Below are 10219 nucleotides of genomic sequence, written 5' to 3'. Positions count from 1 at the left end.
GATATACCGGAAGAATAGAGAGGAGAGCTCCTTTTGGTCTATGTCCGTCCGCAGCCTCATCAGTGAGAACTCGAAGAAGCCTGCCATGGGCGGCGGCAGAATGTAGAGCGTGCCGCCATCTCGCTCCAGGTCAAGGATCATGGCTCGGGAGGCGAACCCCTCCAGGGTAGTGCGTGCGGCTGCTTCGGACACCTTCCAGATACCGGCGGCCTTGGCGGCGGAGAATGGTCTGAGCGGGAGTCGGGAGAGGAGGAGGGCCTCGTCATCAGTGAAAAGGATGGAGAAGATCCTGAACAGCAGTTCCGAGGGGGGAGCCCCCTGCGGGTACTTGTTCAGGCGCTCCATGAGCGCTCGGTAGCCTCCCTTGGCGGTGTGATGGCCCATGGCGAGTCCTTTGGTTGAAAAAAACTAATTTCTTCAGTATAGCAGCCGGTTGGTGGGGAGCAATGGATATTCAGGGCATGAAGCCAGCGTCGCCCGGTAAGATTTGTGCTATTCGCTTTCCTGACCCTCGCATGCTCTCCCTCCCCCTCCCCGGAAGGGAGAGCTTATTAGTGGGAATTCAGGATAGAAGGACATCTTGATCAGTCACGGCCGATGGCATTGAATTTGGTTGAAAAGGAATCTCTTTGAGGGTATGATTCGCCCAATTAGTCTGGATTAGTGAGTTGCGGATAATCAGTGTGGTTGGAAGCATCGTGTGACATTGACTTCTAGAGAGGTAGTGAGACAAAGATTTGGCTCTCGCAGCGTGCGACGGTCGGAACTTGGTCATAACCGGAAAAGAGGAGGAAGCACATGTTTGATTCACCGTTCATGCTGGTAGTGGGGACCTGTCTGTTCATGGTGATCGGATTCGTGGTCTGCGTCGGTATCTCCATCTTCTGCGACAGCATCAACCTTGGCGGAGCCTTTCACTCTATCGCGGAGAAGCTGATCGCCCTCGTTTTCATTCCCATCCTGGCGGCTGGTGCCGCCCTGGACATCGTGGTCGGGGCCTTTGACTCCGCCGAGATCAAGCACGCACTGAAGTCAGAGGTCTAGCAGGGCTTCGGTCAGGACGGGGGAAGGCGCTGCCGTGATCGGCGCCCCTTGCCCCGTCCCGCCTGTTCAAAAGTCACCCCTCTCGCGGTTCAAAAGTTGCACACCTGCCCTCTCGCCCGCTCGACTGTTACCTTTCCATTCGTAGTGATTACGACCCTTTACTCTTTCATTAGTAGTGGCACGGCAGATGAATACCAGCAGGCACCTTTCCATGCTGATAAAAGGAGCCCAGCCATGCTTTCACTAGTCAAAATGAGTCGCATCCTCCCCTTGGTCTATCCCGAAATCTTCCACGACAATTCCGGCGCCTCCGCTGGTAGCCCTACGCCAGCCGCCGTTGCCGTCTCCACCTCGGTGAAGAAGGTCGCCGGTGCCGGTGAGGCCGATGCCGCCGCTGCTATCCACGCCAAACGCCTGAGGAGCCTCCATCAGCGTAACCTGCGCAACCAGGGGCACAGCGAGACCCTCACCTACAGCGGGCGCCTCTCCGCCTGAAGGAAACGTTGTCTGGCGATGCCCGCGACTCTGCTGCTTCCTGAATGGAGGTCGCCGGGAGTGCGTGTCGGAAGCCGTTCATGCTGAGCCTGTCGAAGCACCTTCATTCCCGACTCTTGGAAACCACCCGCTTCGACAGGCTCAAGTCATCCCGCTCGACAGGCTCAGGTCGAATCGCGTTAACAGCCCCAAGGCGCTACTACCGACTTCCATTGAGGGCGGCGCCCTTCGCCTCGTCCCAACCCCTTTACCTCCCACCTTGCCCGCACTGGCCTCCTCAGTCTCCCTCCCCCTCACCGACATTAGCCTCTCACGCATCTTTTCATCATTAAAGCTTTTCCCCGCCTGCCCGATAAGAACTTCACCCCGACAGCTCCGTGTTGAGTCCGGCATGACCGTTGAGGGGGTGCCGTCCTGGCATCTCCCGCTCTGCCGGTGGGTCGGCTTTTCTTTTCGTTAGTTGAAGGTGCAGCAGATGCCAGTATTAACCCTTAGAACCAAGACGAGCCTCGTGGTCTCCTTGCTGATGGCCGGGGCCCTTTGCGCCATGACCTTCTTCACCGCCTGGTATTTCGACAGGCAGCAGCCGGGCCCGACCTCCTTCGTCCGGGCCATCGCCTTTCAGAAAGACGCCTGGTGCCTGCTGGTCGCCCTCGCCGTAGCCCTTTGCTGCACGGTACTGGTCACCTGGTTCTTCATGCGCTATCTCACCGCGCCGCTGGTTGCTGTTACCCGCCACCTCGAGCGGATGACCGGTGATCCCTGCCAACTTGAGCCGGTTCTGGTCCGGCGTCAGGACGAGATCGGCGCCTTGGCACTGGCCTTCAACAGGATGGTCGAGGAGGTGCACCGCCACAAGGAAGCGGCTTTGGCCCAGGAGGCTTTCAGCGAGAAGCTGGTCCAGAATTCGTCGGTGGCGACCTACGTGGTCGACTTCCAGCACCGGGTCATCATCTGGAACCGCGCCTGCGAGGAACTGACCGGGGTGTGCGCCAGCGAGGTGCTGGGGAGCCGGCAGGCGTGGAAAGCCTTCTATCCCGAGCAGCGCCGGGTGCTGGCCGACCTGGTGATCGACGGCACCTATGCTGAGCTGCCTGAGCTCTACGACACCTTCAGCCGCTCCCCGCTGGCGCCGGACGGTCTCTGCGCCGAGGGATGGTTTCCCTCCCTAAACGGCCGGGAGCGTTTCCTCTGTTTCGAGTCGGTCCCCATCCGCGACGCAGAGTCCCGGGTGATAGCGGCCATCGAGACCCTTCAGGACCTGACCGGACGCAAGCTGGCCGAGCAGTCGCTGCAGAAGCTTTCTCTCGCTGTGGAACAGCTCCCCATCACGGTGATGATCACCGACCGCGAAGGGATCGTCGAGTACGTGAATCCCAACTTCACCACGGTCACCGGCTATGTCCCCGAAGAGGTGATCGGGAAGAAGGCGAGTGTGGTGAACTCCGGTTCTCATCCACCCGAGTTCTTCGCGGAGTTGTGGAATACCATACTTTCGGGTCGGGATTGGCGCGGCGAGTTTCACAACAAGAGGGTCAACGGCGAGCTGTACTGGGAATCGGCCTCCATCTCCCCGGTCAAGGGGCACAACGGCGAGATCCACCACTTCGTGGCGGTCAAGGAGGACATCACCGAACGCAAGCGGGCGCAAGAGGCCCTGCAGAGAAGCGACGAGAAGATCCGCCTCCTGCTGGAGTCCACCGCCGAGGCCATCTACGGCATCGACCTCGCCGGCGCCTGCACCTTCGCCAACCCCGCCTGCGCCAGGCTGCTCGGCTACCGAGATCCCGCGGATCTGCTGGGGAGGAACATGCACCAGCTGATCCACCACACCCGGGTGGACGGCACCTCCTATCCGGGCGCCAACTGCCCGCTCTGCAGCGTTTTGCGAGGAGACGGGGGCGTCCACGTCGACGACGAGATCTTCTGGCGGCTGGATGGAACCTCTTTTGCCGCCGAGTACTGGTCTTACCCGCAGCTGGCCGATGGCGCGGTGGTCGGCGCGGTGGTGACCTTTTTCGACATCACCGAGCGAAAGCGCGCCGAAGCGGAGCTCGTGGAGGCCACCGCTGCGGCCGAGGCCGCCACCAGGGCCAAAAGCGGCTTCCTTGCCAACATGAGCCATGAGATCCGCACCCCCATGAACGCGGTGCTGGGCATGCTCTACCTCCTGGGTCAGACCGGTCTGAGCGATCGCCAGCAGGACTACCTCGACAAGGCGCAGACCGCCTCCAACATGCTGCTGCGCCTGATCAACGACATCCTCGACTTCTCCAAGATCGAGGCCGGCAAGCTGGATCTGGAGGAGGTGCCGTTCCGTCTGGACGCGGTGCTCAATGACCTCTCCCTGCTGGCTTCGGCCACCATCCAGCACAAGCCGATCGAACTGATCATCAACCGGGGCCCCGAGCTCCCCGACCTCCTGGTGGGTGACCCGCTCCGCCTCGGGCAGGTGCTGCTGAACCTGACCAGCAATGCCATCAAGTTCACCGAGCAGGGGAGGGTGGAGGTAAGCGTGGCCGGGGAGGAGGGGCTCGACGGCGAGCTGTCACTGCGCTTTTCCGTGAAGGACACCGGCATCGGGATCACCCCGGAGCAGCAGGAGAAGCTCTTCAGCTCCTTCTCCCAGGCCGACAGCTCGACCACCCGCAAGTACGGCGGCACCGGACTTGGCCTTGCCATCAGCAGGCATATGGTGGAGCTGATGGGGGGAGCGATCTCGGTGGAGAGCGAGCAGGGGAAGGGGAGCACCTTCACCTTCCTGGTGAGGCTGCGTCGCCTGTCGCCGGAGCAGGCGAAAGCGGTGGCGGGGAAGAAGCCGGTGGTGATGGACTGCTCGAGCGCGTCGAGCTTCGCCGGGGTCCGGATCCTGCTGGTGGAGGACAACTCCATCAACCAGGAGGTTGCCAGGGAGCTCCTGGAGCGGCGGGGAGCCAGCGTAGACCTTGCCTACAACGGGGAAGAGGCGCTGCGCCAGCTGAGAGAGAGCGGGGTGCGCTACCACGCCGTCTTCATGGACGTGCACATGCCGGTGATGGACGGCCTGGAGGCGACTCGGCGCATTCGCCTCGACGCCGCCTTCGATGCTCTTCCCATCATCGCCATGACCGCCAGTGCTCTCCCCCGCGAGCGGGAGGTCTGCCTGCAGGCCGGCATGAACGACCAGGTCAACAAGCCGATCGATGTGGAGGAACTCTTCGAAACCCTCCGCCGCTGGGTGGGAGCAGGGACGGAGCCTGACCGGCAGACCCTTGGTGATCCGCCCAGCGAGCCGGATCAGCTGCTGGCCGGGTCGCTGCCGGGCATCGATCTGCAGCGCGCCATGAGGACGGTGGAGAGCGCGTCCCTCCTGAAAAAGCTGCTGATCAGCTTTGGCAGGGAGAATGCCGGGGTAATCGGCAACCTCGATCGGGCCCTCGCCGAGGGGGATCTGGCCGCTGCCCGCAGGATCGTCCACACCGTCAAGGGGGTGGGTGGGAACCTCGGCGCTACCGGATTGCATCGGGCAGGCTCCCTGCTCGAGGATGCCATGCGGGAAGGCCCGGACGGGGAGTCGCTCCCCTCGGCGCTGGCCCTTTTCCGGGACAAGCTAGCGGAGGTACTTAGGACGGTGGCAACGGTTCACGTGGAGGAAAGCGAGGCGGAGGGGCGGGAGGATCTGGAGCCGCCGGATCTGGATCGGGAGCGCCTCGCCTCACTGGCGCTCACCTTGTCATCTCATTTGGAAGCCCACAATCTGAACGCCTTGAACGTCTGGCAAGAACTGAGGTCGCTGCTTCCCATCGGCGCGACTGCCCTGCTGGACGCGCCGCTGCAGTCACTGGATTTCGGCCACGCCCTGGAGCTGCTGGGCGTCATCAGCCAGGACCTGCAGCTGATGACCGCCGGTAGAGGTGCCGATGCATAGTGCAAGCGGGCAGCAAAAAGTCCTTATCATAGACGACACCCTGGCGAACATCGAGATACTGCACAGGATCCTGCAGGAGGAGTACGAGGTCTACTTCGCCAAGGCGGGGGCGGACGGGATCCGGATAGCCAAACGGGAGCTGCCGGACCTGATCCTGCTGGACATCATGATGCCGGGAATGGATGGCTACCAGGTCTGCACCATCCTGAAGGCGGACCCGGAGACCGAGAACATCCCCGTCATCTTCATCACCGCCATGGGGAGCGACGAGGACGAGACCAAAGGGCTCGATTGCGGCGCCATAGACTACCTGACCAAGCCGATCAGCCCCCCCATCGTGAAGTCACGGGTAAGAAACCACCTGGAGCTCAAGCGGAGCCGGGATGTGATGAGGGCGCTCACCCTGGAGCTGGCCGAGAAGAACCGCGAGCTGGAGGTCCTGGCGCGCGAGGACGGGCTCACCGGGCTCGCCAACCGCAGGCACCTCGACCAGGTACTCGACGCCGAGGTCAAGCGGGCGGTGCGCAGCGGGCAGGAGCTGTCGCTGATCATGTGCGACATCGATTTCTTCAAGAAGTACAACGACCGCTATGGACACCTGGCGGGGGACAAGTGCCTGCAGGCGGTGGGGAGGCTTCTGCGCGGGAGCTTCCGGCGGGCGGGGGATCTGGCGGCCCGCTACGGCGGGGAGGAGTTCGTGGTGGTGCTGCCGGATACCGCGGTGGCCCAGGCTGAACGGCTCGCCGAACGGCTGCGGCTGGAGGTAATCAACCTGGGCCTTGAGCATGACTGCTCGGGGACGGGCGTGGTGACCATGAGCATGGGAGTGGTCGGCGGGGTGCTGAGCCGGGAACTCTCTCCGGAATGGATGATCGGCGAAGCTGACCGCGCCCTCTACGGATCGAAGGAGAAGGGACGAAACGTGGTGACGGTAGTGGGCTGGTAGTTCAGCGGTAGAGGTGCCCTTCGACAGGCTCAGGGCGAGAGGGGTGTGTTGGGTCTTGATTGGCCCTTCGACAAGCTCAGGGCGAACGGATAAGGGAACTCAGGGGGAACGGAGAAGGTATCTCGGGGATGAGAGCGGGATAGCCTGGGGGCGCGCCAATAGTGGCTGAGTTCGTGCGCTCAGTAATCGATGCCCGGCTGCGGCTCGATGTCCTTACGGTAGGCATGTTTGACTTCCACGATCTCGCTGACCGTGTCGGCCCGCTCGATGACCTCCGCGTGGGCGTCGCGCCCCGTCAGCACCAGGTGCATCGAGGCCGGCTTGCTGTCCACCAGTTCCAGCACCTGCTCCAGGTCGACCAGTTTCAGCTTCAGGGCGTTGTTGATCTCGTCCAGGATTATCAGGTCGAAGGTCCCCGAGTTCATCTTCTGGCGGGCGAGCTCCACGGCATCCTGTGCGTTGGCGCGGTGTTCCGTCCACGGGTAGGGGTTTCCCAGGATGCCGCAAAACCCCTTGCCGGTGGCGTGCAGTTCCACCTGTTCGCCGAGCAGCTTGATGCCGTCCCATTCTCCCGCGTACAGATCCCCTTTCATGAACTGGATGATGCAGACCCTCATGCCATGCCCACAGGCGCGGACCGCCATCCCCAGGGCCGAGGTGGTCTTCCCCTTGCCATTGCCGGTGATCACTACCGTCAGCCCTTGCCTTACCTTCGGCTCCAGCCGGTTGATCTTCAGTGGTGCACTACCCTGGCCGCTCATGAATGTACCTCCCGCTACTCTTGATTATCGCATAAAATGGTCCGCCACAAACACGACCACAGCAGCTACTTTTCCTCCCTTTAACTTCATCCCCAGCGTTGCCCGTAAGGATGTTACCCCAACTAAAGCCTCTCGGCCAGCTCCCGTGGCCTTTATCCCTCCTCATCGTCATCCAGCATCCGATGCTTGGGGCGCTCGATATCGTTGAATTCCCCTTTGTGAACCGCCCACAGGAAGACCAGCCAGCAGGCGCAGCCTAAGAATAGGGACAACACCATCAAAGTGATGAGCGATTCATCCATTAGTCGCCTCCATACGCCGCTGCGTCCCGTCTCCAAGCGTCTCCTCTGGCGACGTCCCCACTCGCGACCTCTCCTCGTCCGAGGTCCCCTCTCCCGAAGGTGGAGGGTTAGGGAGGGGGGGCGCTGTCGGATCTGCGGTCGAAGCCGGCCCGTGAACGGGGGTGCCCTTCGAGCTGAGGAGGGGACGCGGTGATTTGGTCAGCCTCAAGGAATTCCCTACCACGCAAAGAGAACTCATGGCCATGGCCGCCGCCGCGTAAATAGGTGTCAGTCGACCGGTCATGGCGAGGGGGATGCCGACCGCGTTGTAGAGAAAGGCCCAGACGAGGTTCTGCCTGACCACCGACATGGTCCGGCGGGCGATCCGATGTGCGCACGCCAGCCGCTCCAGGTCCGGTTTGACCAGCACCAGCTCCGAGGTCTCGATGGCGATGTCGGTGCCTCCGGCAACCGCGCAGCCGACATCGGCAGCCGACAGCGCGGGGGCGTCGTTGATGCCGTCTCCCACCATCAGCACGGTGGAACCGCCGCCCCTCAGCGTTTCAAGGCGGGCGGCCTTGTCAGCCGGGGTGAGTTCGCCTAGTGCCTCCTCGATTCCGGCCGCGGCGGCCGTGGCCTTGACAGCGCCATCGCGGTCACCACTGAGCAGTAGCGTACGGACGCCAGCCCTCCTGAAATAAGAGGTGAGGGCGGGGACGTCCTCGCGCAGGCGGTCTCTGAGCAGGATATGCCCGTAGAACCTGCCGCCCCGGCCGACGCAGGCGACCATACGGTCATCCCCCTCGACAACGTGCTCAGGAAACCCCTTGATCCCTCGGCCACGCAGGAATCGCTCGCTTCCAACCGCCACCTCTTCTTTCGCCACCGTTCCGGTCACACCTCCGCCGGGATGCGCCGTCAGATCCGAGGCCACCTCATATTCGACCTTGGCGGCGGCTGCCGCCTCCAGGATGGCTCGCCCTATCGGATGCCGGGAGCCGCTCTCGACCGCCGCCGCGAGCGACAGCACCATGGTCGAAGTGACGCCGGCGACCGGTACCGTCTCCAGCACCTCGGGAGCACCCCAGGTCAGCGTCCCCGTTTTGTCGAACACCGCCACCTGCACCCGGCTCAGGCGCTCCAGGACGTCGCCCCCTTTGAAAATGACCCCGTTGCGGGCGGCGGTGCCGGTCCCGGCCACCATGGCGGTGGGGGTGGCCAGCCCCAGGGCGCAGGGACAGGCGATGACCAGCACGGCGAGCGCGGTCATCAGGGAAGGGGCGAAGGGGGTGCCGGTAACTATCTGCCAGACGAAAGTGGCGGCCGATAACACGATGACGGCTGGCACGAAGAGGGCACTCACCCGATCGGCTACCCCTTGGATGGGGGCCCGGCGGCTCTGCGCCTCCTCCACCAGGCGAGCCACCCTCGCCACAAAGCTGTCGGCTGCTTCTTTCTCACAGAGGACGCGGACGGCGCCGGTCAGATTGCAGCATCCCGCGATCACGCTCTCGCCAGGCGATCTCATCACCGGCAGCGGCTCGCCGGTGGCGGCCGATTCGTCGATGTCGGTGGTCCCTTCCACGATCCGGCCGTCTACCGGGAAGCGGTCGCCGGGAGCCACCAGCACCAGGTCGCCGGGACGAAGTTCTGATGGCTCCACCGTCTCCAGGATCCCTTCGCGGATACGGCTTGCCTTGAGCGGGCAAAGTCCCAGCAGCCGTTCCACCCCGTGACAGGCCCGCCGCCTGGCGGCGTTCTCCAGGAGTCGTCCGGCGAGGATGAGGGTGATGATCATGGCTGCGGTCTCGAAATAGACCTCGCCCCCGGTGAGCAGTGCATAGACGCTGAAGCCGTAGGAGGAAAGGGCACCGATGGCGATCAGCAGTTCCATGTTGGGAGCGCGGTTTCGGAGGGCCCGCCAGGCACCGGTAAGAAAAGGGTGGCCGCAATAGAAGATGACCGGGGTGGTCACCAGGAAGGAGAAGATCTGCAGGTACCACTTGGTCCCGCTCTCGATCCCTTGCAGGTACCCGGCGTAGAGCGCGAACGAGTACGCCATCAGCTGCATGGTGAGGAAAAAGGCGGTACCGAAGCGGAAGAGAAGGTCGCGCTGCTCCCTGCGTGCCGCCTCGGCGGTGGCCGTAGGTGTGTAGGGGCGGGGGGCGTAGCCGATACTGGCGATGGTAGAGAAGATAGCTGACGGTGAGACGGTGGCCGGGTCATAGGCGACCCGAGCCCGGCCGGTGGCGTAATTCACCCTCGCCTCACGCACCCCGGCGATCCTGGCGAGCATCTTTTCAACAAGCCATACGCAGGAGGCGCAGCGGATGCCGTCGATGGTGATGTCGATGGCGTCCCCTCCAGCCTCGGCGTGGACGAAGCGGGCGAGGTAGTCGTCGGGGAAGGGCGTTTCGGGGCCGCCAGAGGAAGAGAGAAATGGTACGGTCGGCAGCGTCCACGGTTGAGCCGAGGAGTCGTTGGTGCGCCGCTGGTAGAAATCGCCCAGCCCGGCGCCGGTGATCAGCAGGTAGGCGCCATGACAGCCGTGGCAGCAAAAGCTGAGGGTGCCTTGGTTGTCGTCGATGATATCAATGGACGCCGCTGCCGGAATCGGGGCGCCGCAATGGAAGCATTGCAATGAGAAGTCTCCGTTCTTAACTACACCTTACTGCGGAGCTGAAGCTCCTCCCCCCGTCCGGAATCCCCGTCCGGAAGCCCCACGTCCGGAAGCCCCACGTCCGAAAGTCCCCTCTCCCGAAGGGGGAGGGCTAGGGAGGGGGAG

General features: G+C 63.2%; 7 protein-coding genes and 1 pseudogene. 4 read left to right on the top strand and 4 right to left on the bottom strand.

Annotated elements, in window-relative coordinates; genetic code table 11:
* A pseudogene (locus VJ604_RS06810) lies at positions 1-384 on the bottom strand ((Fe-S)-binding protein); the annotation flags it as partial.
* Between the two features lie 414 nt (positions 385-798).
* On the opposite strand from VJ604_RS06810, the gene VJ604_RS06805 reads away from it, so the two are divergent.
* From VJ604_RS06805 to VJ604_RS06790, 4 genes are all read left to right on the top strand, one after another.
* Entirely contained in the window at positions 799-1044 is a 246-nt protein-coding gene (locus VJ604_RS06805; RefSeq protein ID WP_324080952.1) for a hypothetical protein, read from the top strand.
* Positions 1045-1278: 234 nt separating this feature from the next.
* Positions 1279-1539 (top strand): hypothetical protein, encoded by a 261-nt coding sequence (locus tag VJ604_RS06800; protein WP_324080950.1) that lies wholly within the window; start codon positions 1279-1281, stop codon positions 1537-1539.
* Positions 1540-2014: 475 nt separating this feature from the next.
* Complete coding sequence (locus tag VJ604_RS06795; protein ID WP_324080948.1) at positions 2015-5446, top strand: PAS domain S-box protein; 3432 nt, start codon at positions 2015-2017, stop codon at positions 5444-5446.
* Positions 5439-6392 (top strand): diguanylate cyclase, encoded by a 954-nt coding sequence (locus tag VJ604_RS06790; RefSeq protein ID WP_324080946.1) that lies wholly within the window; start codon positions 5439-5441, stop codon positions 6390-6392. The genes VJ604_RS06795 and VJ604_RS06790 overlap by 8 nt, the downstream gene beginning before the upstream one ends.
* 179 nt (positions 6393-6571) lie before the next feature.
* Here VJ604_RS06790 and cobO read toward each other — a convergent pair whose 3' ends face one another.
* The 3 genes from cobO to VJ604_RS06775 all read right to left on the bottom strand — a co-directional run bounded on the left by cobO (position 6572) and on the right by VJ604_RS06775 (position 10075).
* Positions 6572-7153: a cob(I)yrinic acid a,c-diamide adenosyltransferase gene (gene cobO, locus VJ604_RS06785; RefSeq protein ID WP_324080944.1), complete on the bottom strand. Its 582-nt coding sequence runs from the start codon at positions 7151-7153 to the stop codon at positions 6572-6574.
* Positions 7154-7305: 152 nt separating this feature from the next.
* Positions 7306-7455, bottom strand: a complete 150-nt coding sequence (gene ccoS / locus VJ604_RS06780; protein ID WP_324080943.1) for a cbb3-type cytochrome oxidase assembly protein CcoS — start codon at positions 7453-7455, stop codon at positions 7306-7308.
* Positions 7448-10075, bottom strand: a complete 2628-nt coding sequence (locus VJ604_RS06775) for a heavy metal translocating P-type ATPase (RefSeq protein ID WP_324080940.1) — start codon at positions 10073-10075, stop codon at positions 7448-7450. Before VJ604_RS06775 ends, ccoS begins: the two co-directional genes overlap by 8 nt.
* Positions 10076-10219 lie beyond the last annotated feature (144 nt).

This window comes from Geomonas sp., assembly GCF_035254065.1.
In the GTDB taxonomy this organism is placed as follows: domain Bacteria; phylum Desulfobacterota; class Desulfuromonadia; order Geobacterales; family Geobacteraceae; genus Geomonas.
Note: the sequence above shows the minus strand (reverse complement) of the source record. Positions and strands in the feature narration are given on the sequence as shown.